This window comes from Alteromonas sp. ABV4_515 (assembly GCF_056160345.1).
Map to the genome: position 1 here is coordinate 101,113 of NZ_JBSWWZ010000009.1, position 21,087 is coordinate 122,199.

Below are 21,087 nucleotides of genomic sequence, written 5' to 3' on the forward strand. Positions count from 1 at the left end.
CTAACGATGATCCGGTCAGAATATGAGACGTTTAAAATTCATCACCTGAATTTGCTGTCCGGTAACGGTTGCAGCAGGGAATAATATGTCTCTACTCCTGCTTTTTCTTTTTGCATTGTTAATCATAACGGTGTGGCGCACTTACCCAGATATCGGTCGCGTGGTATTGTCTTTGCGCAAATTCTGGCTTTGCCGTCGACACGGTTTTACCAAACTGACCTATCATATCAATGGGGTCCCTTTGAGCTGTGAAGACAACTACAATCGTGAGAAACCTCTACTCATTCTGATCCACGGTATGAGTGCCGACAAATCAGTTTGGTATTCGCTGTTAAAATCGTTAAATAGCGATTTTCGTGTTGTGGTGCCCGATTTATTAGGGCACGGAGAATCGCGCTACTCGCCGAGCTTTCGCTATGACGTACAATCTCAGGCACAAATTATAAACGCGCTTATCTGGCAGATAGGAACAACGCGGGCTCATGTCATCGGAAGCAGCATGGGCGGACATATCGCAGCTTATCTCGCGAGTACCTATCCAGAAACGATTAAAAGCTGTACGTTAATTAATCCAGCCGGTTTGCCAGCGTCGAAACAGAGTGAATTTGAGCGCTTGCTTGCACGGGATATTAATCCTTTTCTAATTACAGGTTCACGTACGTACCGAAAACTGCTTAATCTGACCATGGCACGCCCACCGCTGATTCCCTTTATGGTAAAAGATGCTTTATGCCAGCAGCATATGGAGAAGAATGAACACTACCGACATATTTTCCATGATTATCTGCAAAGTGGTTGGCTGTCGATGGCGCAATTAGAAAGTATATGTTGCCCGACACTGGTAGTTTGGGGCGCAAAAGATACCGTGATTGATGTAACCGCACTCGACAACTGGCAGCGAAGCCTGAATACACTAAAGAGTAGCCAAATCTACCCCGAGCTCGGGCATCTGCCCATGGTTGAGTCGCCCAAACGCGTGTATTACAGCTTCATGCATTTTTATCAGCACCACTGTGTCAGCAAGCCAGTTGCCCAAGAAACGGTGGAAAATCGAAAAAATGCGGGTTAAATCAAAGGTTCAGCCGGTCTTTAATTTACAAACTGCGTTGTGTACCGCATGCTATTGGTAAGCTAAACGAAAACTTACACTACGCACTTTCATGGAATACACCTTTCTTCTTTTTGCATTCATTTGTGGTTTGTCAGTTAAAATGATTGGCATCCCTCCCCTTGTTGGCTATCTGATTGCTGGTTTTGTTTTGAATGCTTTTGGGCACCAAATGACCCCAGATCTTCAGCATATCGCCGATCTTGGCATCACTATCATGCTCTTTACCATTGGGTTAAAGCTCAACGTTCGCGATTTAAGTAAACGTGAAGTCTGGTTTGGCAGTATCGCCCATACCCTGATATGGGTTGGTGCGGTTTCTCTTGCACTCTATGTGATTGCGGCTGTAGCTGCTTTTATGTTCGGCGAGCTAAGCTTCCAAAGTGCCATGCTTATTGCCTTCGCTCTGAGTTTTAGCAGTACTGTGTGTGTAATCAAAGTGCTGGAAGAAAGTGGCGAAAGCAAAACCCGTCACGGCAAACTGGCCATTGGTATTCTGGTTATGCAAGATGTGTTTGCTGTCGTTTTTCTGGTAGCGGCCACCGGAAAACTCCCCTCTGTTTGGGCCCTTGGATTATTAGCCATATTCCCATTAATGCCGTTGATAAATCGTATTATCGATAAATCCGGGCACGGTGAATTGCTTCCATTAACTGGCTTTGTGCTGGCGCTGGGCGGTTATCAACTGTTTGATCTCGTCAACATCAAAGGTGACCTTGGTGCGTTGCTGGTGGGTATCATCTTAGCCAAACACCCTAAAGCCACTGAGTTATCTAAATCACTATTGGCGTTCAAAGATTTATTTCTCATCGGCTTTTTTTTATCCATTGGCCTTACCGCATTACCTGATATGAAAATGATGGTTGCCGCAGTGATCATCTGTCTCTTCCTGGCCATGAAAGCGGCGCTATTTTTCGGACTGTTCACCTGGCTTAAACTGCGCGCCCGAACCAGCTACCTTACGTCATTGGTGCTCGGTAACTACAGTGAGTTTGGATTAATTGTTGCGGCACTGGCAGTGAGCTTAGGCATGCTCAGTGAAGACTGGCTGGTGATTATTGCCCTTGCCGTGTCGGTGTCGTTTGTTGTTACCAGTATTCTTTACCGCAATAGCCACGGGCGATACCTGAAAATCAAAGACTTTATCCAACGATTTGAAAGTAACAATCGTCTTCGGGAAGATATTTATCCGGTGGTCACCAACGCTGAGTTTCTTGTTATTGGCATGGGCCGGGTGGGCATCGGCGCATTTAATTCTTTGCACAAATTGGCCGAAACCCGAGTCTGGGGGATGGACGCTGACAGGGTTAAAATTCAGCGCTTGCAACAGGATGGCCTCAATGTGATTTGCGGTGATGGTGAAGACGTTGATTTATGGGAAAACCTTGATATTCGCAGTGTAAAACTGGTTTTACTTGCCCTGCCCTCTATCGAAGATGCCATAAACATCACCCGTCAGTTAAGATTTTCAGGTTATCAGGGCAAGGTTGCAGCTATTGCCCGCTATGAAGATGAGGTGGATAAGCTGCTAGACAAAGGTGTGGATAAAGTCTTCAACTTCTTTACCGAAGCAGGGCTGGGTTTTGCCGAAGAATCATTGGCTTACGTAAAAGAAGAAAGCGTAATCGCTTAACTAATGCGAAATAAGGACGACATGGGAATCGTTATCATTAGCATCCGATTGATTTTTAAAGGTTTTTTTTGATTTCACGCAAAATTTGTCCTATAATGCAGGCAACTCAAATAAGGAATCGTTTTTATGAAAGGTGATAAAAAAGTCATCGCCAAACTCAACGAGGTGCTGACCAGCGAGCTCACCTCCATCAACCAATATTTTTTGCATGCACGCATGTATAAAAATTGGGGGTTCGGCGAACTTAATGAAAAGCTGTACAAGAAATCAATCAAAGACATGAAACAGGCAGATGCGATTATCGAGCGCGTACTGTTTCTTGAAGGGCTACCTAACCTACAAGCGCTAGGCAAGCTTTACATTGGAGAAGACACAGTAGAAATGTTGAAGTGCGATAGTCGCTTCCAGCTTGAGCAAATCCCGTTAATTAAAGATGCTATCCAGTTATGTGAAGAGAAGCAGGATTACGTAAGCCGTGATTTGCTTGAAGATATTCTTGAATACGAAGAAGAGCATCTCGACTGGATTGAAACGCAAGAATACCAAATTGACGCCATGGGTATCGAGACCTACCTGCTGAAACAAATTGAGGGAGACGAATAATGAAAGGTAACGCGAAAATTAATGACGCGCTCAATGAGCTGTTGTCTTACGAACTGGCGGCAATGGATCAGTACTTCATTCACTCTCAGATGTATCTGGACTGGGGCCTAAACAAGCTTTACGAACGCATCAACCATGAGTTTGATGACGAAAAAGGCCACGCAACTAAACTCATCGAACGTATGCTGTTCTTAGAAGGTACGCCAGACATGGTTACGCGCACCGGTTTCAAAGTGGGTCACGATGTGCCTTCTATGTTGGAAAGTGACCTTCGTGTTGAGTACGAAGTCGATGCAAAGCTAAAAGAAGTCATAGCCTTGTGTGAACAAGAGAGCGATTACGTTACCCGTGACATCTTGGTTGAACTACTGGACGATACAGAAGTTGACCACGCCCACTGGTTAGAGCAACAACTTGGCCTCATCAAGCGCTTAGGCCTTCAGCTTTATATGCATTCTCAAATGTAACCAGTTTACGAAGTTAATCCTTGCATTAAAAATGCCCTGCGATGTCAGGGCATTTTTGTTTCAAAAAACATCACATAGGGTGTCTCTTCATTTTCTACATGGATGAGCATCTTCCAGCGCATAGTCGGCTCTGAACAACTCCCCAGCATAAACCAACCTGACCAATCGCCATTGTCCTGTTGTTCGGCTAGCACGGGAATCTTACCCATATACATGTTTACCCCTTCAATCCAGATACTTTGCACTTGTTTTGAAAGTGGTAACGACAAGTTAACGGTTATCGATTCTTCGACAACCGGTGATTGAGCAAATTCCGCATCAATATTGTCGTTTTTCATTACGATACTGCAATGCAGATTGACAAACTCACACTGATTGCCTAAACCCTTTGATGGGGTTGGCGTTATGCGAAAGTACTGGGTGCAATAAACGAGAATGGCTATGGCTAATATCAGTGTGGGAACCAGAAGTTTCTTCGCTTTATTTGTTGTAATCATGTGAAAAAAACATCCTATTCTTTCGTGGTTCAATGATACTTTTGACGGAGATCAACCGCGACTAGTTTATGGTATCTTTTTGTTAATAAAAATCTTATTATCCGCCTACCAGCTGACCTGTACAAAAACACCACACTTAATAAAAGGTTCAGTGTTTAGCCTGCAACTTGCATTAAAGCCTAAAAGTGGCAGTTGGAAACCCATTTACCATTGAAGTGGAATATCAATCAAATGAGTGAAATAAGCCAAGCACAACCTGACTACAACTATAAAGTTGTCAGGCAATTTACCATCATGACTATTGTCTGGGGTATTATCGGCATGGGCCTGGGAGCTTTTATTGCAGCACAATTGTTTGCACCCGCCCTCAACTTCGATACACCCTGGTTAACCTTCTCGCGCTTAAGACCGTTACACACGAACGCGGTAATCTTCGCTTTCGGCGGATGTGCGCTGTTTGCTACCTCTTATTACATCGTGCAGCGAACGTCTCAAGTGCGTTTATTCAGCGACAAGCTCGCTGCCTTTACGTTCTGGGGATGGCAGGCGGTTATCGTTGCCGCTGTGGTTACTTTACCGTTCGGTATCACCGCCAGTAAAGAGTATGCTGAATTAGAGTGGCCAATTGATATTTTAATCACCTTGGTATGGCTCGCGTATATCATCAACTTTTTCGGTACCATCATTATTCGAAAAGTGTCCCACATATACGTAGCTAACTGGTTCCTTGGCGCATTCATGCTAACGGTTGCTGTTCTGCATATTGGTAACAGCATGGCGATTCCGGTGTCGTTCACTAAATCTTACTCACTGTATGCAGGTGCAGTGGATGCCATGATGCAATGGTGGTATGGCCACAACGCGGTTGGTTTTTTCCTGACTGCTGGTTTCTTAGGCATGATGTACTACTTCGTGCCAAAACAAGCAGGTCGCCCGGTTTATTCTTACCGACTTTCCATTATTCACTTTTGGGCACTCATTTCACTGTATATCTGGGCGGGTCCACACCACTTGCACTACACCGCGCTGCCAGATTGGACTCAGTCTTTGGGTATGGTGATGTCAGTGATCCTGTTTGTTCCCTCCTGGGGCGGCATGATCAACGGTATCATGACCCTATCTGGTGCATGGCATAAACTCCGCACTGATCCCGTTCTGCGTTTCCTCATTGTTTCACTGTCGTTCTACGGTATGTCTACCTTCGAAGGACCAATGATGGCAATCAAAACCGTAAACGCCCTGTCTCACTACACAGACTGGACCATTGGTCACGTACACTCCGGTGCTCTGGGCTGGGTTGCCATGGTATCGATTGGTTCTATTTACCACCTCATCCCAGTACTGTTTGGACAACGGGCCATGTACTCAACCAAGCTGGTTAACGTGCACTTCTGGTTAGCCACCATCGGCGTGGTGCTGTACATCGTCGCCATGTGGATGTCGGGTGTTCTGCAAGGTTTGATGTGGCGTGCAGTTAATGCTGACGGCACGCTAACCTACAGTTTTGTTGAGTCGCTTGAAGCATCCTATCCTTTCTATGTGGTTCGTTTCATCGGTGGTGTGTTCGTGGTAGCCGGTATGCTGGTGATGGCTTATAACACCTGGAAAACGGTACGTGCGCCGAAAGGCAGCATTGCACCTGAGCCAGCAGCGCAAGCAGCATAAGGAGACGTTGTTGTGAAAAATCCACATGAGTTAATTGAAAAGAACGTCGGCCTGTTAACCGTTCTAATTCTTATTGCAATCAGCTTCGGTGCCTTGGTGCAAATCATGCCGCTGATGTTTCAGCAGCAAGTGCTTGAGCCGGTAAAAGGCCTTAAGCCTTATACCGCACTTCAACTGGAAGGCCGTGATATTTACATTCGTGAAGGATGTGTAGGTTGTCACAGTCAGATGATTCGTCCGTTTCGGGCTGAAACTGAACGTTATGGCCATTACTCAGTAGCCGGTGAATCTGTTTGGGAGCATCCCTTCCTGTGGGGGTCTAAACGTACGGGGCCAGATCTGGCTCGCGTAGGCGGTCGATACAGTGATGAATGGCATCGCGTTCACCTGCTTAATCCTCGTAACGTGGTTCCTGAATCCAATATGCCGGGCTTCCCCTGGCTGGCGGAAAACACCCTGACGGGTGAAGACACTGCCAAGAAAATGGAAGTGTTCCGCGGATTCGGTGTGCCTTATACCGATGAAGATATTGCTGGTGCACAAGACGCAGTTAAGGGCAAAACAGAAATGCAGGCTCTTATTGCATACCTTCAATCCCTCGGCACATATCTGAATTGATTATGGATCAGGGAATTGCAGGCAGCATATTTACTGTCGTCGTGTTTGTATCCTTTGTTGGCGTAGTTTGGTGGGCATTTAACGGTCGAAATAAACAAAGATTCGACGAAGCCGCCAACCTACCGTTTGCTGACGAAGAAAAAGAAGAATCGCAAAAAAATAAGCAGGAGTCTTGAACTCATGACCACGTTTTGGACAATATGGATTTCAGTGATAACACTGGGTCTCATCATCGGATGCTTCTTCCTGTTGCGTTGGGCGCTGGCCAACAAAACAGGTGTGCCTGAAGGTGAGTCTATGGGCCACGCTTTCGATGGAATTGAAGAGATTAACAATCAACTCCCTCGCTGGTGGACCATCCTTTTTTACATCACAATCGTGTGGGGTTTTATTTATCTGGCGCTATACCCGGGCCTGGGTGCGTATCAGGGCCTCTTGGGCTGGAAAAGCTCCAACCAAGGTGTACTTTCTTTAGAAGAATCGGCGCAAGCGCGCGCAGATGCCAAAGAAGAAGGGTTGCTGGTTGAGTACGATCGTGAACTCGACAAAGCCGCTGACGTGTACGACCCAATTTTTGAAGAGTATGCCAAAGTACCGGTTGAAGAACTGGTCAACGATCCGGAAGCGGTGAAAATCGGTCAGCGTCTGTTTTTACAAAACTGTGCGCAGTGTCACGGCTCCGACGCCCGTGGTGCGAACGTTGGCTTCCCTAACCTCACCGATGACGACTGGTTATATGGTGGCAGTGGTGCGAAGATCAAAGAAACATTGATGCTTGGCCGTCGCCCTATCATGCCCGCCTGGATTGACGCCATGGGCGAACAAGGTATCAAGGAAACGGTTGCGTATGTGCTTAGTTTAAGTGGCCGTGAACAAGAACCTGAAATGACCGCTCTAATTGATGCAGGTAAGGCACGTTTCATGGTGTGTGCAGCTTGTCACGGTATGGACGGTAAAGGTAACCAAATGCTGGGTGCCCCGAACCTGACAGACAATGTCTGGTTGTACGGTTCCACTGAGCAATCTGTTACTGACACCCTGACTTATGGTCGTAACGGCGTGATGCCTTCATTCAAGAAAACCTTGGGTGACGATAAAATTCACGTTGTAGCAACCTATGTATACAGCCTGTCTCATTAAACGCTGACAGCACACTAAAAGCCCCGTGTTTGCGGGGCTTTTTTGTGGGAGAATGGGAATAATATTGATAGAAATCATAAAATAACCGTGGTTAATCCTTTAGTCTTGGCGCTCATTCCGGGCATTAATTGAATGTGAAGTGTTATGCAAACTCCCTGGTACAAACAGTTCTGGCCGTGGTTCCTTATCGCCGTGCCGGTTATCACCGTCATAATGAGTGGTTTTCTGATCCATTTTGCAACGTCTACACAAGATACGCTGGTCATCGATGATTACTACAAAGAAGGTAAAGCCATCAATGCAAGGCTCGATAAAGTCGAAGCAGCGCGCCGACTGAATTTCACCACCGATTTAATAGTAGAAAATAACCGGGTTTCAGTGAAATTTCATTCAGGTATACCGCAAGAAGGTACGGCGCTCAAAATTGCGTTTTATCACGTTACCCTGGCTGAACGGGATACCGAACTCCTCTTAACCCGGGATGCGTCGGGTGTTTATCGGGGAACCACTGAAGCCGTACTCGACGGAAAGTGGCGAATCAGCCTTACCCCAATCGATGAAGCCTGGAAGATTCAAAATACCGTTTTATTGCCACAATCTCAGAAGATCCCCTTTAATCCGTGAGTACTGAATCTTGCTATCATTGTGGGGAACCGAACGACCACCGTCAGCTTTTCTCCACAATTGTCCTTGGTGAGCCCAGACAATTTTGCTGTCCGGGTTGTTTAGCTGTCGCCGAAGCCATTGTTGATAACGGCCTGGAAGATTACTATCAATTTCGTACCGAGCCCGCCGCGAAAGGCACTACTTCACCTGAAAGTGCACTTGATAAATTAGTACTTTATGACGAACCGGCACTCCAGGAAGAATTTGTCTACGACGAAGGTAAGCACAAGCAAATAGAATTTACTCTCGAAGGAATTACCTGTGCAGCCTGCGGCTGGCTAATTGAAAAGCAGTTATCAAAGGTAAGCGGTATAAAACAAATCGCAGTTAATGTGGCGCAACGGCGGGCCGTCGTGACCTGGGAGCCCGATACACTATCGCTAAGCCAAATTATGGCATCGCTTCAGCGTATTGGTTACCCAGCATTACCTTTTCAGCCCGACCAACATGAAGCCACTTACAAAGCTGAAGATAAGCAATTCCTGAAAAAGCTGGGGTTAGCTGGCCTGATGACCATGCAAGTTATGATGCTTGCCGCCGCGCTGTATTTTGATCTTCTGGATGCGATGGATCCACAAACGGTGTCTTACTTTCACTGGATTGCGTTAGTGCTTACCACACCCGTCGTATTTTATTCAGGCAGTACGTTTTATCTGGGGGCACTGAAAGCGCTAGCGGCCCGCAGCGTGAATATGGATGTACCCGTCACCATTGCGGTGTTCGCTACGTATTTGTCTGGCACCTGGGCAACCATTTCCGGTGGCGGCGATGTATTTTTCGAAAGCATCTGCATGTTCATCTTTCTGCTTTTGCTCAGTCGGTTTCTCGAACACCGAAGCCGTCATCGAGCGGCGCAAATCTCTGCCAATATGCTGCAATACATACCGGTTACGGCGAATAAACTAAACGCCGACGGCACATTGGTGCAAAGCCTTGCCAAAGCGTTAAAAATTAACGATACCGTGGTGATAAAAGCCGGAGAGACGGTGCCTGTCGACGGCATCATTGTGGATGGCAGCAGCGAATTTGATGAATCTATGCTTACGGGTGAGTTCAACCCGAGCAGAAAAACCGTCGGCGACACGATTTTTGGTGGTACCAATAATCTCAATAACAGCGTAACAATACACGTTACGCAAACGCTCAAACATGCGCTGGTTAACCAAATTATCCGCCTGCAAAGTGTTGCTATGGCTTCAAAACCCAAGGTCGCGCAGTTAGCGGATAGATTTTCCAGCTTGTTTGTATCGTTGGTACTTTTCATTGCAGCGCTGACCTTCGCTTACTGGTACTGGCAAGACGATCCGCGTACATTTTGGATCACGATTTCCGTATTGGTTGCAACCTGCCCTTGCGCGCTTGGGTTAGCAACCCCCACTGCACTTACCTGCGCCATGGCGACGCTTAACAAGCAGGGAATATTACTAAAGCGAGCCGATGCCCTAGAGCAACTCGCCAGTATAACTACCGTTGTGATGGACAAAACCGGCACACTGACAGAGGGTCGTTTTGCCATCACCGAATGCTGGTTTGCTGATAAAGAACAACAAGACTTTATCATGCACGTGATGGCGTCGTTGGAATCCCGTTCAGAGCACCCTATCGCCGCCGCATTTAGCGCAGACGATCTTGCTCCGGTAACGAATGTGACGATAACGGCGGGTAAAGGAATCGAAGGCGATATACATGGCCAATGTTACAAAGCGGGCTCAGCACGTTTTACAGCCTGCGATAAGTTAGAAATTCCGATAATCGCTAATGTATACCTTGTGTCGAATGATAAATGCCTTGCCGCATTCAGAGTGACTGATCAAATAAAATCGGATGCTGAAGACGTACTAAGCGCGTTTTCGAACTACAAAAAAGTGTTGTTGAGCGGTGATATCCAGCAAAACGTAGACGACATTGCCGCGCAATTACACATTGATGAAGCCATAGGTGGAAACAGTCCAGAAGATAAACTCAATGTTGTACATGCGCGCCAGGCAGCTAATGAGCACATTTTGATGATGGGAGATGGAATCAATGATGCGCCAGTACTGGCTGCCGCGGATGTTTCGGTGGCGGTTGGCAATGCTACAGACATTGCCAGAAGCGCCGCTGATGTGATTTTCCTCAATGAGAAGCTTACGTTGATGCGTCATTTGTTGAGCATGGCGAGCCGGGTGAAACGTGTAATCCGCCAGAATATGGCGTGGGCCATTGGCTATAACCTGATTGTATTACCCTTTGCAGTCAGTGGCATTTTAACGCCCTGGATGGCCGTTATTGGCATGAGCCTCAGCAGCATTATTGTGGTGACTAATTCTACCAAACTGTTAAAGTAATTCTTATGAGTATAATTTATGTACTAATTCCGCTGGCCATTATCATTGTGGCTATTGCTATCGGGGTATTCTTTTGGGCTGTGAAATCTAATCAGTTCGAGGATCTCGATCGTCAGGGGTACAGCATACTCTTTGACGATGACCTGTCGCCCGAAGAGAAAAAACTCGCTGAAGAACGAAAGAAGCTGAATGAGTGAGTTTTCTTTTCTATCGGCCTTTTTGGTTGGTATTGCCGGTGGTGTCCATTGCATTGGCATGTGTGGTGGCGTTTCAATTGCGCTTTCTGGTGCAATTCCCAGAAATGCCAATGGCTTTCCTTATGCTCTGGCCTACAACTTTGGTCGCATTACCAGTTATATTCTGGCTGGTGCAATTACCGGGGCAGTTGCGCAAATCGCCAAAAAGTACCTGCCATTATCGGGGCCGATCCTCGCTATTCTAAGTGGAATCATGCTGTTATCTATGGCGTGTTATCTTGGCAACTGGTGGAGAGGCATTATTCATATTGAGAAGCTAGGCAGTCATTTATGGAAATCTATACAGCCAACCGCTAAACGTTTTTTACCTTTCAGGTCTCCTCTCTCCGCTATTCCTTATGGTATGATTTGGGGGTGGTTACCGTGTGGGCTGGTTTATTCCACTCTCACCTGGGCATTAGCGTCTGGTACAGCCTTTTCTGGCGCGGTGATCATGGCGGGGTTTGGATTAGGTACACTTCCCGCGTTACTTGCCACCTGGGCAGGAGCGAACTGGGTCCTTAAAGGATTCAGACAGCCGATGGTACGGCAACTAATCGCATTGAGTCTGCTGATATACGCGCTTTATATTTTATGGCGGGCAGTCAGTAGTTTTTAAAAGCAGTTACGTAAAAATGGTAAGTAAGCATGCAAAAGCGTTCGGATTTCTCTATCCACTGTCAAAACTGCAGTTTTAGTCACTTATGTCTTCCAGTTGCTTTAAACAAAACTGAAATTGAATCGCTGGACGATATCGTTGAACGAAAAAAGCCGCTTCATAAACATGACACCTTGGTTGAAGCGGGTGATAAATTCACGTCCTTGTACGCTGTACGTGCTGGCTCTTTCAAATCATTTGTGACCGACAGAGAAGGTGAAGAGCAAATTATTAGTTTCCACTTTCCGGGTGACATTATCGGTTTCGATGGATTACGCGACGATACGCATCAGAGTTATACCCAGGCGCTGGAAACGGCCATGGTTTGTGAACTTCCCTATGCCACGCTGGAAAAGATGTCAGAACAGTTTCCTAAGTTGCGAAACCAGGTCATGCGCTTTATGAGTGCTGAAATCAAGCAAGATCATCAAATGATGATGTTATTGAATAAACGCACCGCAGAAGAGCGATTGATTTACTTTATTGCTCACCTTTCTGGTCGTTTTGAAGAGCGCGGCTTTTCTCATCGCCAGTTTAATCTAAGTATGACTAGAAACGAAATTGGTAATTATCTTGGCCTGACGGTAGAAACCATCAGCCGCTTGCTAACCCGTTTCCAAAAAGAAGGGATCATAAAAGTCGACGGCAAGCTGATCACCATTTTGGATTTTGAGGGCATGGATAAACGGTTACACTCTATGGATATCCCCACTACCTGCGTTGACTGATATCCGAACAGTCTATTGATCTGAAACAACGTCTCTCCTGGGCGGTTTACTATACTAAAGATGTAAGCCGTATCGCAGTCCATAGACTAAGGAGGGACGTCATGATCACTTACAACCGCATTCTCGCCGTTGTCCAACCGGACAAATCCGAACAGCCCGCCCTTTCAAGAGCCATTGAAATCGCTAATAAAACCGGTGCTGAAGTCCATGCATTGCTGGTTGTTTATGACTTTTCTTACGACATGACCACCATGCTCACACGCGCTGAGCGAGAGGCAATGCGAAAAGCGGTAACCAATGATCGCAAGCAATGGGCTGAAAATACATTCAGTCACTATGACGGATGCCCAGTAAAAGTGTCTGTCGTCTGGAATGACAAAAGATACGAAGCCATTATTCGCTTTGCGGTAGAACAAAATGTTGATCTTGTAGTTAAGTCAACCCGGCAGCATCACGAACTCAGCACCGTCATTTTCACACCCACAGATTGGAACTTACTCCGTAAGTGCCCCACCCCAGTGTTGCTGGTAAAAGACCATGTGTGGCCAGAAAATGGCACTGTGGTTGCAGCAGTCAATGTAGGTACTGAAGATAAAGAACATGCCGAACTGAATAACAAGATTACGGTTGTCGCCACCGACTATGCCAACATGCTAAGTGGTCAGGTGCATTTGGCAAATGCTTACCCGTCTACACCGTTGAATATTGCCATTGAAATCCCGGATTTTAACGCCCAAACCTATCAAAACTCCGTAAGGGACCATCATCTGAAAGAGATGGAAGCCCACAGTGCAAAATACGGTATTGGTATTGCCAACTGTCACGTTATTGAAGGCCTGCCAGAAAAAGCGGTGTCACGCATTAGTGAACAGTTAAATGCTGAGTTGGTGGTTATTGGCACGGTTGGCCGCACCGGACTATCTGCTGCGTTCATTGGCAACACGGCTGAACACGTACTCGACAGCTTAAATTGTGATGTCCTCGCTATTAAACCCGACGGATTTGTCTCGCCTATCAGGTAAGGTATTCACGCTGCCGCACGACTCTCTATGGCGGCAGCGCCCTTCGTTTTGTATAATGCCACTTTTATTTTTCCCATCGTCAATTCTGAAGTGTCATGAATCAATTAACATCAGCCAAATCCGGTACATCGAGCCACAGCGCCGAAAGCAAACAGAAGTACAATTTCAATAAGTTGCAGAAGCGCTTGCGTCGTAACGTGGGTAAAGCCATTGATGACTTCAAGATGATTGAAGACGGAGATAAAGTCATGGTGTGTCTGTCAGGGGGTAAAGACAGCTACACCATGCTAGACATTCTCCTTTTCTTACGAAAAATTGCGCCGATCCACTTTGATATCGTGGCGGTGAATCTTGACCAAAAGCAACCCGGGTTTCCTGAGCACGTTTTACCGGAATACCTGGCATCACTGGGCATCGATTATAAAATCGTAGAAGAAGACACCTACTCCATTGTGAAAGATAAGATCCCTGAGGGTAAAACGACCTGTTCTCTGTGCTCGCGACTGCGCCGTGGCATACTCTATCGCACTGCCAAAGAATTAGGCGCAACCAAAATCGCATTGGGGCATCATCGTGACGACATGTTGGAAACTTTGTTTTTGAATATGTTCCATGGTGGAAAACTCAAAGCCATGCCACCGAAGCTTGTTAGCGATAATGGCGAACATATTGTTATCCGTCCTCTTGCCTATTGCAGTGAAAAAGACATTCAGAAATACTCAGACGCAGCATCATTCCCAATCATTCCCTGTAATCTCTGTGGTTCGCAAGAAAACCTACAAAGACAGAACATTAAAATGATGCTTCAAGACTGGAATAAACGTTTTCCTGGCAGAATTGAATCCATGTTCAGGGCGATTCAGAACGTTGCGCCGTCTCACCTGGCCGATAAAAACCTGTATGATTTCGCAGCTATTCAGACAACAGGTGCGCCTGTTGCCGATGGTGATACCGCATTTGATGCGCCTGAATTTAAAGACGAGCTGGCAGAAGAAAATCGTTCAGACGTGCAAATTGTCAACCTGGCGGATTAACACATGAAAATAGGACTTGCCCTGGGTGCTGGCGCGGCCAGAGGATGGACACACATTGGCATCATTCAAGCGCTGGAAAAGCTGGGTGTAAAGATTGATGTGGTTGCAGGATGCTCCATCGGTGCCTATGTGGGCGCGGCCTATGCCAGTGGTAAACTAGAGCCACTCAAAGAATGGGCTTGCTCGCTGACTGAATGGCAGATTTTAGCCTTAATGGGAGTTGGCATTCGAAAAGGTGGTATTGCCAGCGGTGAAAAGGTATTTACCAAACTCGCTGACGAATTTTGTGCCCCGACCTTTGAAGAAATGCAAAAACCGTTCGCGTGTGTCGCGACGGATTTATATTCCGGTCGTGAGGTTATGTTCTCTCAAGGGCCGTTAGATAAATGCGTACAGGCGTCGTGTGCCATCCCGGCTTTGTTCAGTCCGGTGTCTTATCAGGATCGCTGGCTGGTGGATGGTGCTGTAGTGAATCCGGTTCCAGTAAATCTTTGTCGACAGTTGGGCGCTGATTTTGTTATCGCGGTTAATCTGAACGCAGACTTTAAACCACAACGGCTCGATAAGCCTGCCGAAGAACACGAGAAACTGCAGAAGAAAAATGATGATTTCTTCTCTAAAAGTACCAGCATGGTGAAGCAGTGGTTTTCTCACGACGAGAAAGAGACTGCGCCTCAGCCACCAAGTATTTTGGGTGTGATGACCAGTTCTCTTGAGATCTTACAGGCAAGAGTGACCCGCTCACGCCTTGCTGGCGATCCACCCGACGTTCTCATCGAACCTTATCTTTCCGATGTGGGATTGATGGAATTTCATCGTGCAGAAGAGTTGTGTCAGGAAGGCGAACGAACTGTTGCCCGGCTTGCAGAGCAGATAAAGTATCAGCTTGTCATTGAAAGCAAAGAAATCGAAGTAGAAGATCTTGATAATATTGAGAACGCCGAACAATAAGGTTTGGCGTTATTAATACTGCTTATTTTGTTGCTTTTGCCGTAATTCGAAACGGCTTTTCGGGCAGAACTAATCCTTTACTGCTCTCAATCCATTCGGCTGACAGCATTTGTGTTCCCATATTGATGTTCGGTGCATCTTTCACCGGCATACTGATATTGTTATCAGCGAACTGGATATTTAGTCCATCTACAGTTGGCATCATAAAAGACAAGAAACTGCCCATTTCATTGAAAAAAGAACGGTATTGTTCAAGCAAATACGTCAACTCTTCTTTGCTATAACGCGTCTTCAAATATGCGGTCTTTGTTTCAAGCTGTACAGACATATCACATAAATTGGCGGCCTCAGCCAAATCGATTTCGACAAAGGCTTCAGCCATTTTTAACACTTTTTCCGATGGTACCGTGAAACGATATTCCTCAGAAACCTCAAGTGGCAGTGTCTGTTTATCGGTAACAATCTTCGCGTTATTTATTTCGCACAAGCGCCCTTCACCCACACGCTGAAAACCAAATGCAAACTGCAATGCTTGCGTGTCTTCGCCGTCGAGCTTTTTAACATGACTATAAAACCGACTATATTCAACCTGAATGACTTCGGCGTAAACATTACCTGCAAAGAGCAGCACTAATGCTGCAGACAACACCATTTTCACTACATGTAATCCCTGTTGTAACGAATCATAGCCTGTAGCTCCTCTACGTAAGCTATGCCCCGCTCTGAGTAATTCATCAGCCCTTCGGCTAACGCGACACCTGTCACTGGTAATTGATTCGATCTGAGTGTACTTCGAATAGTACGCAGCTCTTTATAGGCATTGTGACGGTTAATATTGCGCATGTAGGTATAGGTAGCCTTTGATAAATTAGGGAACTTGGCTACCTCGTGATCAGCCCCTTCAGTACGGCGTGCCGGGACAAATCCACAGCCTTTACGAAAACACCAGAGACCAAAAAAATTATAACCTTTGCGTGCAAATCGACTGGTTCCCCATGCCGATTCATTCGCTGCCTGAGCCAGTACCAGCGACACCGGTAATATATCAACCCGACGCAAGAGCGTCTGTAATTGATCATCAATTTCAGCATCTTCATCAACTTTATACTCATTAACCAACCAGACAACCCGTTCCTGATCATCTTCAGTTAACGTTTCGCCTAATGAAATTTGACGCTGGAGAGTTTGAATGTAGTGACGTAAAGAAAGTAGGTACTCGTTTTGCTTTTCTACTTCAGGACGAAGATAATTGAAAAAGGCTTCTTTCTTTTCCTGTACGTTTTCGATATCGATAAAGTCAGGTACAGGCTCATCGGCCTGTTCGGTGATAGGAATATCAAGAATATCAGGCTCTCTGGAAGACATGATCCAGGCGTTAATCACGATAACCAGTAAAATGGCAACGGTAATTAACACAATATTCATGGTTTCTCTTTTATGCATCGAAAGTCGACTCCTGTCTATCACCCGTCAATGCCCGTTGGTCTTCTGCTGTATCAAAAATGGTTGTGTAAAGCAGTCCGGTTACCACGAAGTACAGTGGCATGATCACCAAAAAACCCAGGCCAAAAGTAAAAATACTCAGCAGAAACAATACGAGAAAAATCACAAAAAGAACAATAAATGATAACAAATATTGATTAACTGCCCGGCAGGAAGCCATTACAGCCTGAAGTACGCCCATCTTTTTATCGGCAATAAGAGGCAGTGTGAACGTAGAGGCAACAAAAACGTAAAGCCCGGGAATGATTAATACGGCCAAACCGAGCTGAACCAGCACGGAAATAAGCAGTTGAGCGAGTGCTAAGGGCAATACCCAGGATACAAATTTAAAGATATCCGTCATGGTGACTTTTTGCCGTCTAGCGATGTTAATTCCCATTACCGAAAGTCCCGCTGATAGCGGCGCCACAATAATAATCATCGCAATATCAAGAATACCTTGCTGCTGTGCAGGCATACCCGTGAGTTCCTCTAGGGGAAAACTATTGGCAATGAGTAAAGCAAAAGCAAGCACAGTAAAAACGATCACCGAACAGGCAGAGATGAGCGGCCAGATATTCGCTTTTAACAAAGCAATGGCAACCCGGGAAATCTGTTTAAAATCGAACTGCCCTTTTTCTTTAATGATTTTATAGCGATCGTTTAAAGCAGTATTAAATGGAGGTTTGTTTGATGCAGACACGAGACACTTCTTAATATTTTGATGGGCGGATTATACCGCAGGAGGCCGATTTGCCTACTAAAGCAGGACAAGTTTCATGGCCAAGCCGACGAGCAGTACGCCCATGGTACGGTCGAGCCAATAGCCCTTTTCACCGATAATTCTGGCAACACGACTGGTACTTAACAACCATGACAGCATACAAAACCACGCTGCCGTTGCCGCAGACAAATAAATGCCATATCCCAGTTTTATCATAACGGGGGTTTGAGGATTAATAATGACGGTGAAGAGCGAAAGAAAAAACAAGGTCGCTTTCGGATTCAGCCCGTTGGTCAAAAAACCGATTCGAAACGCTTTTGCTGCGGAAATATCTGGCGATGCAGCTTTATTCCTAAGATTCCCCGTTGGCGACGTTTTATCAGGCGGGCCGCTACGAAGAGCGCCTATAGCCAAATACAACAAATACGCTGCAGCTAAATAAGTAAAGGCACGATACAGCCAGGGTGTTGTGGTTAATAATACGCTTACGCCAATTAGGGAATAGGCAACGTGAACAAGAATGGCAAGCCCTATTCCCACACTGGTAACCATGGCAATACGGCGACCATAAGCAACACTATGCCGAACAACAACCGCAAAATCCGGACCCGGACTGGCTACCGCGACTAAGTGTACCAGCGCGATAGTGATAAATTCTTCTAGATAGGGAAACATAAACTACAGGGTGGCGGCTAGAGATAACTCTTCAAGCAAACTCTCAACAAAATTCGGAACCACTTTAGACGCTGGACCATGATAGGACTCGTCGAACATATCGAAGCCGTCGCTCGGTTCAAGGTTTAACTCTACCGTGCGTGCACCGCTGTCTTTTGCTACCTGAACGAACCCCGCTGCCGGATAAACCTGCCCCGATGTACCAATAGAAATAAACAAATCGGCTTTTGTGAGAGCGAGGATGATGTCGTCCATTTTAAGCGGCATTTCGCCAAACCAAACGATATCGGGCCGTAATACGCCAGAGGGCTTGCAGCATGGGCACGGTGTCGTTTCGTCGAAGGATGCTTCCCAACGGTGACTTTCACCAGAGTTAATACACCTGGCTGACAATAATTTCCCATGCATGTGGATCATGCGCTGACTACCCGCCCGTTCATGTAAGTCATCAACGTTCTGGGTTACCAACAGAAAATCTTTGCCAATTTGCTTTTCTAACCGTGCAAGTGCTTCATGAGCTGCATTGGGAACAACGGAAGGCTCCTGAAGTTGTGCTCTGCGTGCATTGTAAAACTTGTAGACCAGTTCCGGATTCGCTGCGTAAGCTTCAGGCGTGGCAACATCTTCAACCTTATGGTTTTCCCAAAGGCCATTGCTGTCACGGAAGGTTCGTAATCCTGACTCAGCAGAGATACCTGCACCGGTTAACACTACAACCCGTGGCTTATTACCCATCCTTATACCTCCACAGGAAAGTGTGAATTTGCGCCCCATTCTGACCAGGCGCCATCGTAAACACGAACATCAGTGGCACCACATAGTAATGCAGCCATACCAATAACGCATGCGGTTACACCTGAACCGCAGCTACAAATAATTGGTTTATCAAGGCTAATCTGAGTTTCAGCAAACAGTGCTTCTAACGCCGACACCTCTTTAAATTTACCATTCTCAAGTACAGACTGGAATGGCAGATTGTATGAACCGGGAATATGGCCACGCCGAACGCCAGCTCTAGGCTCGTCGACCTGGCCATGAAAACGTGCTGCACTTCGCGCATCAACAATTTGTGTTTCAGTGTTAATTGCCGCTAAAACGTGTTCGGCATTCGCAAACCAGGCTTTACCTGGCACAACGGCTTGATAATTACTCGTGCTGCTCTCGGTTGAGATATGCTTTGATTCCGAGAGCCCGGTGGCTTCCCAGGCAGGCCAGCCGCCATTGAGTAATCTCACTTTTTGATGGCCCAGCGCTTTCATCATCCACCACAATCTTGGCGCACTAAATATACCCCGGTTGTCATAAATGACTACATCGGAATTATTGTTTAACCCCAACTGACTCAACAAACTCGAAAAAGCTTCTGCCGATAAATTTGTATGTGGTAGTCCGCTGCTGTGGTCGCTCCCTTCGGCATCGATATCGACATCAATGGTGCCGGGAAGAAGTTGGGAGTCTCTGATATCTGCCGTTCCGTTAATCGGATCGGACATCAACGCGCGGAGTATAGTAATTGGTTGTTCAGATAACTGCTGCTGTAAATTTGCTGCTGACACCAATATTTGATTCATTCAGACCCTTCTCAGAACGGCTGTACACAAAACTGCACGATTTCCACACTATACGAAGATTCATCCTAAAAATACAGCCAATTATCGTCAAAAAAGCGAAAAATATAGCGGATGTTGCTTGTAAGACACTGAAAATATGATTTTTCCCATGACTTAAACAAGTGTAAAATATGTACAGAAATATCAGGATTAGATTTAGGTAAGATAAATGGTGCCCGGGGCCGGACTTGAACCGGCACGCTGTTACCAGCGAGGGATTTTAAATCCCTTGTGTCTACCAATTTCACCACCCGGGCATTGGGTTGTCGCTAGGACAGGTACAGGTTGGACCCTGCTGTTGCGTGAGCAACAAATAATGGAGGCGGAACCCGGAGTCGAACCGAGATCCACGGATTTGCAATCCGCTGCATAGCCATTCTGCCATTCCGCCATTTTGGAGCGGGAAACGAGATTCGAACTCGCGACCCCGACCTTGGCAAGGTCGTGCTCTACCAACTGAGCTATTCCCGCTAAGTCTGCATGATGCTATTTCTAGCTTCATCAGCGTTTTACTGAGGTGCTCCGTAAAACGTGGGGTGCATTCTACCTACCCGGATAAAACTGTCAACAGCAAAAACCATCAAAATACACCTAAATACCTAATTTCCTGTCTGTTTGCTTTTTTTTTACCCGCATTGTGCAAGAGACAAACAAACGTAATCAGCCGTGACGTCCAGCGAGGTGCTTCCAGGCCGCTGAGGTGTATACCAGCATAGACCAAATTGACAGCACTGCGGCAATATAAAGCAGGATATAACCTAATGTAACCCAATAAATTGGAAAGCCCATAAAAGTTTCAAGACCAGATAATAGCCCTATCAGTGCTAACATCTGCGCCATGGTCTTTGCTTTTCCAATAAAACTGACTTTTACCGTATCACTATAACCACGCTGGGCCATCCACTCGCGCAAGGCTGAAATATAGATTTCTCGTACCATCAGCACAATCGCCGGAATCGTGATCCATAACGTCCCATAGGTATGGGTAATCATGATCAGCGCCGTAGCGACGATAAGTTTGTCAGCTACCGGGTCTAAAAACGCGCCAAATGGCGTGCTCTGCTTCAGTTTACGAGCAAGATAACCATCGAACCAATCGGTTATGGCCGCTAGCCAGAAAACAAATGCGCCGGCCTCTTTTGCCCACTTCCAGTCAAGAAAATACACCGCGACAAACACTGGAATAAGCACAACACGAAAAATCGTGATGATATTAGGTACCGTCCACATAAATTACTTCTCG

At 46.2% G+C, this 21,087-nt stretch carries 24 protein-coding genes and 3 tRNA genes; 16 read left to right on the plus strand and 11 right to left on the minus strand.

The annotated features are described in order from the left end of the window. The first annotated feature begins 85 nt into the window (after positions 1-85). The 4 genes from ACXAGX_RS18930 (at position 86) to bfr (ACXAGX_RS18945) (ending at position 3,811) form a co-directional block, all read left to right on the plus strand. Positions 86-1,069 (plus strand): alpha/beta fold hydrolase, encoded by a 984-nt coding sequence (locus ACXAGX_RS18930; RefSeq protein WP_474840296.1) that lies wholly within the window; start codon positions 86-88, stop codon positions 1,067-1,069. 91 nt (positions 1,070-1,160) lie between these two features. Continuing rightward, entirely contained in the window at positions 1,161-2,741 is a 1,581-nt protein-coding gene (locus ACXAGX_RS18935) for a cation:proton antiporter domain-containing protein (RefSeq protein WP_474840298.1), read from the plus strand. 126 nt (positions 2,742-2,867) lie between these two features. Next, complete coding sequence (gene bfr / locus ACXAGX_RS18940; protein WP_070123721.1) at positions 2,868-3,344, plus strand: bacterioferritin; 477 nt, start codon at positions 2,868-2,870, stop codon at positions 3,342-3,344. Continuing rightward, positions 3,344-3,811, plus strand: a complete 468-nt coding sequence (bfr, locus tag ACXAGX_RS18945; protein WP_474840300.1) for a bacterioferritin — start codon at positions 3,344-3,346, stop codon at positions 3,809-3,811. The genes bfr (ACXAGX_RS18940) and bfr (ACXAGX_RS18945) overlap by 1 nt, the downstream gene beginning before the upstream one ends. A 44-nt stretch (positions 3,812-3,855) precedes the next feature. On the opposite strand, the gene ACXAGX_RS18950 is transcribed toward bfr (ACXAGX_RS18945), so the two are convergent. Further along, entirely contained in the window at positions 3,856-4,308 is a 453-nt protein-coding gene (locus ACXAGX_RS18950) for a hypothetical protein (RefSeq protein WP_474840302.1), read from the minus strand. A gap of 231 nt (positions 4,309-4,539) precedes the next feature. Between ACXAGX_RS18950 and ccoN the strand changes: the two genes are divergently transcribed. The 12 genes from ccoN to rssA all read left to right on the plus strand — a co-directional run bounded on the left by ccoN (position 4,540) and on the right by rssA (position 15,353). Then, positions 4,540-5,973, plus strand: a complete 1,434-nt coding sequence (gene ccoN / locus ACXAGX_RS18955; protein ID WP_070123718.1) for a cytochrome-c oxidase, cbb3-type subunit I — start codon at positions 4,540-4,542, stop codon at positions 5,971-5,973. Between the two features lie 12 nt (positions 5,974-5,985). Further along, positions 5,986-6,591, plus strand: a complete 606-nt coding sequence (gene ccoO / locus ACXAGX_RS18960; protein WP_070123717.1) for a cytochrome-c oxidase, cbb3-type subunit II — start codon at positions 5,986-5,988, stop codon at positions 6,589-6,591. Positions 6,592-6,593: 2 nt separating this feature from the next. After that, positions 6,594-6,767, plus strand: a complete 174-nt coding sequence (locus ACXAGX_RS18965; protein WP_070123716.1) for a CcoQ/FixQ family Cbb3-type cytochrome c oxidase assembly chaperone — start codon at positions 6,594-6,596, stop codon at positions 6,765-6,767. 4 nt (positions 6,768-6,771) lie between these two features. Beyond that, a complete protein-coding gene (gene ccoP / locus ACXAGX_RS18970; RefSeq protein WP_070123715.1) occupies positions 6,772-7,731 on the plus strand; it encodes a cytochrome-c oxidase, cbb3-type subunit III in 960 nt (319 codons plus the stop codon). Positions 7,732-7,875: 144 nt separating this feature from the next. Beyond that, on the plus strand, positions 7,876-8,355 hold the full coding sequence (locus ACXAGX_RS18975) for a FixH family protein (protein ID WP_474840304.1): 480 nt from the start codon (positions 7,876-7,878) through the stop codon (positions 8,353-8,355). Continuing rightward, positions 8,352-10,724, plus strand: a complete 2,373-nt coding sequence (locus ACXAGX_RS18980; protein WP_474840306.1) for a heavy metal translocating P-type ATPase — start codon at positions 8,352-8,354, stop codon at positions 10,722-10,724. The genes ACXAGX_RS18975 and ACXAGX_RS18980 overlap by 4 nt, the downstream gene beginning before the upstream one ends. 5 nt (positions 10,725-10,729) lie before the next feature. Continuing rightward, positions 10,730-10,921 carry a cbb3-type cytochrome oxidase assembly protein CcoS gene (gene ccoS / locus ACXAGX_RS18985; RefSeq protein WP_070123712.1) on the plus strand — a complete coding sequence of 64 codons (192 nt, stop codon included), beginning with the start codon at positions 10,730-10,732 and terminating at the stop codon, positions 10,919-10,921. Further along, entirely contained in the window at positions 10,914-11,579 is a 666-nt protein-coding gene (locus ACXAGX_RS18990; protein WP_474840308.1) for a sulfite exporter TauE/SafE family protein, read from the plus strand. The genes ccoS and ACXAGX_RS18990 overlap by 8 nt, the downstream gene beginning before the upstream one ends. A gap of 29 nt (positions 11,580-11,608) precedes the next feature. After that, a complete protein-coding gene (gene fnr / locus ACXAGX_RS18995) occupies positions 11,609-12,346 on the plus strand; it encodes a fumarate/nitrate reduction transcriptional regulator Fnr (RefSeq protein WP_070123710.1) in 738 nt (245 codons plus the stop codon). Between the two features lie 101 nt (positions 12,347-12,447). After that, entirely contained in the window at positions 12,448-13,368 is a 921-nt protein-coding gene (uspE, locus tag ACXAGX_RS19000; RefSeq protein ID WP_474840310.1) for a universal stress protein UspE, read from the plus strand. 95 nt (positions 13,369-13,463) lie between these two features. After that, positions 13,464-14,402, plus strand: a complete 939-nt coding sequence (ttcA, locus tag ACXAGX_RS19005; protein WP_474840312.1) for a tRNA 2-thiocytidine(32) synthetase TtcA — start codon at positions 13,464-13,466, stop codon at positions 14,400-14,402. A gap of 3 nt (positions 14,403-14,405) precedes the next feature. After that, positions 14,406-15,353 (plus strand): patatin-like phospholipase RssA, encoded by a 948-nt coding sequence (gene rssA, locus ACXAGX_RS19010; protein ID WP_474824661.1) that lies wholly within the window; start codon positions 14,406-14,408, stop codon positions 15,351-15,353. Between the two features lie 22 nt (positions 15,354-15,375). Here the strand turns inward: rssA and ACXAGX_RS19015 are convergent, their stop codons facing one another. From ACXAGX_RS19015 to pgsA, 10 genes are all read right to left on the minus strand, one after another. After that, positions 15,376-16,005 (minus strand): DUF2987 domain-containing protein, encoded by a 630-nt coding sequence (locus ACXAGX_RS19015; RefSeq protein WP_474840328.1) that lies wholly within the window; start codon positions 16,003-16,005, stop codon positions 15,376-15,378. Positions 16,006-16,010: 5 nt separating this feature from the next. Further along, positions 16,011-16,796 carry a glucosaminidase domain-containing protein gene (locus ACXAGX_RS19020; protein WP_070123706.1) on the minus strand — a complete coding sequence of 262 codons (786 nt, stop codon included), beginning with the start codon at positions 16,794-16,796 and terminating at the stop codon, positions 16,011-16,013. After that, entirely contained in the window at positions 16,789-17,538 is a 750-nt protein-coding gene (locus ACXAGX_RS19025; protein ID WP_474840314.1) for a hypothetical protein, read from the minus strand. Before ACXAGX_RS19025 ends, ACXAGX_RS19020 begins: the two co-directional genes overlap by 8 nt. A gap of 57 nt (positions 17,539-17,595) precedes the next feature. Then, a complete protein-coding gene (locus ACXAGX_RS19030; protein WP_474840316.1) occupies positions 17,596-18,234 on the minus strand; it encodes a LysE family translocator in 639 nt (212 codons plus the stop codon). Between the two features lie 3 nt (positions 18,235-18,237). Then, positions 18,238-18,969 carry a Sir2 family NAD+-dependent deacetylase gene (gene cobB / locus ACXAGX_RS19035; RefSeq protein WP_474824665.1) on the minus strand — a complete coding sequence of 244 codons (732 nt, stop codon included), beginning with the start codon at positions 18,967-18,969 and terminating at the stop codon, positions 18,238-18,240. Positions 18,970-18,971: 2 nt separating this feature from the next. Continuing rightward, entirely contained in the window at positions 18,972-19,805 is an 834-nt protein-coding gene (locus tag ACXAGX_RS19040; protein ID WP_474840318.1) for a sulfurtransferase, read from the minus strand. 209 nt (positions 19,806-20,014) lie between these two features. After that, positions 20,015-20,101, minus strand: a tRNA-Leu gene (locus tag ACXAGX_RS19045). A gap of 60 nt (positions 20,102-20,161) precedes the next feature. Then, a tRNA-Cys gene (locus tag ACXAGX_RS19050) sits at positions 20,162-20,235 on the minus strand. Positions 20,236-20,239: 4 nt separating this feature from the next. Beyond that, positions 20,240-20,315 (minus strand) — tRNA-Gly (locus ACXAGX_RS19055). Positions 20,316-20,504: 189 nt separating this feature from the next. After that, positions 20,505-21,074 carry a CDP-diacylglycerol--glycerol-3-phosphate 3-phosphatidyltransferase gene (pgsA, locus tag ACXAGX_RS19060; protein ID WP_474840319.1) on the minus strand — a complete coding sequence of 190 codons (570 nt, stop codon included), beginning with the start codon at positions 21,072-21,074 and terminating at the stop codon, positions 20,505-20,507. Positions 21,075-21,087: the final 13 nt, after the last annotated feature.

Excerpts from the sequence above, each read along its gene's own strand:
- ACXAGX_RS18950 (WP_474840302.1), bottom strand. The coding sequence starts at position 4,308 with ATGATTACAACAAATAAAGCGAAGAAACTTCTGGTTCCCACACTGATA.
- ACXAGX_RS19030 (WP_474840316.1), bottom strand. The coding sequence starts at position 18,234 with ATGTTTCCCTATCTAGAAGAATTTATCACTATCGCGCTGGTACACTTA.
- ACXAGX_RS19020 (WP_070123706.1), bottom strand. The coding sequence starts at position 16,796 with ATGCATAAAAGAGAAACCATGAATATTGTGTTAATTACCGTTGCCATT.
- ACXAGX_RS18975 (WP_474840304.1), top strand. The coding sequence starts at position 7,876 with ATGCAAACTCCCTGGTACAAACAGTTCTGGCCGTGGTTCCTTATCGCC.
- ACXAGX_RS18990 (WP_474840308.1), top strand. The coding sequence starts at position 10,914 with ATGAGTGAGTTTTCTTTTCTATCGGCCTTTTTGGTTGGTATTGCCGGT.
- ccoN (WP_070123718.1), top strand. The coding sequence starts at position 4,540 with ATGAGTGAAATAAGCCAAGCACAACCTGACTACAACTATAAAGTTGTC.
- ttcA (WP_474840312.1), top strand. The coding sequence starts at position 13,464 with ATGAATCAATTAACATCAGCCAAATCCGGTACATCGAGCCACAGCGCC.
- ACXAGX_RS18935 (WP_474840298.1), top strand. The coding sequence starts at position 1,161 with ATGGAATACACCTTTCTTCTTTTTGCATTCATTTGTGGTTTGTCAGTT.
- ccoS (WP_070123712.1), top strand. The coding sequence starts at position 10,730 with ATGAGTATAATTTATGTACTAATTCCGCTGGCCATTATCATTGTGGCT.
- ccoP (WP_070123715.1), top strand. The coding sequence starts at position 6,772 with ATGACCACGTTTTGGACAATATGGATTTCAGTGATAACACTGGGTCTC.
- bfr (WP_474840300.1), top strand. The coding sequence starts at position 3,344 with ATGAAAGGTAACGCGAAAATTAATGACGCGCTCAATGAGCTGTTGTCT.
- fnr (WP_070123710.1), top strand. The coding sequence starts at position 11,609 with ATGCAAAAGCGTTCGGATTTCTCTATCCACTGTCAAAACTGCAGTTTT.
- pgsA (WP_474840319.1), bottom strand. The coding sequence starts at position 21,074 with ATGTGGACGGTACCTAATATCATCACGATTTTTCGTGTTGTGCTTATT.
- ACXAGX_RS19040 (WP_474840318.1), bottom strand. The coding sequence starts at position 19,805 with ATGAATCAAATATTGGTGTCAGCAGCAAATTTACAGCAGCAGTTATCT.
- bfr (WP_070123721.1), top strand. The coding sequence starts at position 2,868 with ATGAAAGGTGATAAAAAAGTCATCGCCAAACTCAACGAGGTGCTGACC.
- rssA (WP_474824661.1), top strand. The coding sequence starts at position 14,406 with ATGAAAATAGGACTTGCCCTGGGTGCTGGCGCGGCCAGAGGATGGACA.
- uspE (WP_474840310.1), top strand. The coding sequence starts at position 12,448 with ATGATCACTTACAACCGCATTCTCGCCGTTGTCCAACCGGACAAATCC.
- ACXAGX_RS18930 (WP_474840296.1), top strand. The coding sequence starts at position 86 with ATGTCTCTACTCCTGCTTTTTCTTTTTGCATTGTTAATCATAACGGTG.
- ACXAGX_RS18965 (WP_070123716.1), top strand. The coding sequence starts at position 6,594 with ATGGATCAGGGAATTGCAGGCAGCATATTTACTGTCGTCGTGTTTGTA.
- ACXAGX_RS19015 (WP_474840328.1), bottom strand. The coding sequence starts at position 16,005 with ATGGTGTTGTCTGCAGCATTAGTGCTGCTCTTTGCAGGTAATGTTTAC.
- cobB (WP_474824665.1), bottom strand. The coding sequence starts at position 18,969 with ATGGGTAATAAGCCACGGGTTGTAGTGTTAACCGGTGCAGGTATCTCT.